Consider the following 404-nt stretch of genomic DNA (forward strand, 5'->3'; position numbering starts at 1 on the left):
GTGGTCAATGATGACGCCGCCTCCTACGATGGTGGCGCGCCTAGAGTGGCAGTGGACAGCGACCCGAGGTCTCGCCGTGACCGTGGCCGAGCCGTAGGCCCTGACCGTGATGTATGAGCCGGGCTCGGAGCGGATGTCGATGACCCGCGCTCCTGCGGCGATAGCGGCGTCCAGCTCGGCCTGAGTGGTGACAGTAATAGGATCAGTCATGAGATGTGCCCCTTCCTGGGGTACGTGGCCCTCGCCGTGGTAGCGGCGGGGGCCGATCTGTGTGGTGGGGTCAGCGCGTCTTGGAGCTGGTGATGAGCCGGTTGACCTGCGCGGCGGAGAACAAGACGCGCCCGTTTCGCTTGCTGGACGGCTTGTGTCGGCGAAGCTTCCCGTCGGCGGCGAGCCGGTCGACG

At 66.8% G+C, this 404-nt stretch carries 1 protein-coding gene; it reads right to left on the reverse strand.

Features of this window, described 5'->3' with window-relative positions; all coding sequences use genetic code 11:
• The coding region (locus RMT89_RS41370) for a hypothetical protein (protein ID WP_315888908.1) at positions 1-210 on the reverse strand (210 nt) is incomplete at its 3' end.
• Between the last annotated feature and the right edge of the window lie 194 nt (positions 211-404).

This window comes from Streptomyces sp. P17 (assembly GCF_032436805.1).
Lineage (GTDB): Bacteria > Actinomycetota > Actinomycetes > Streptomycetales > Streptomycetaceae > Streptomyces.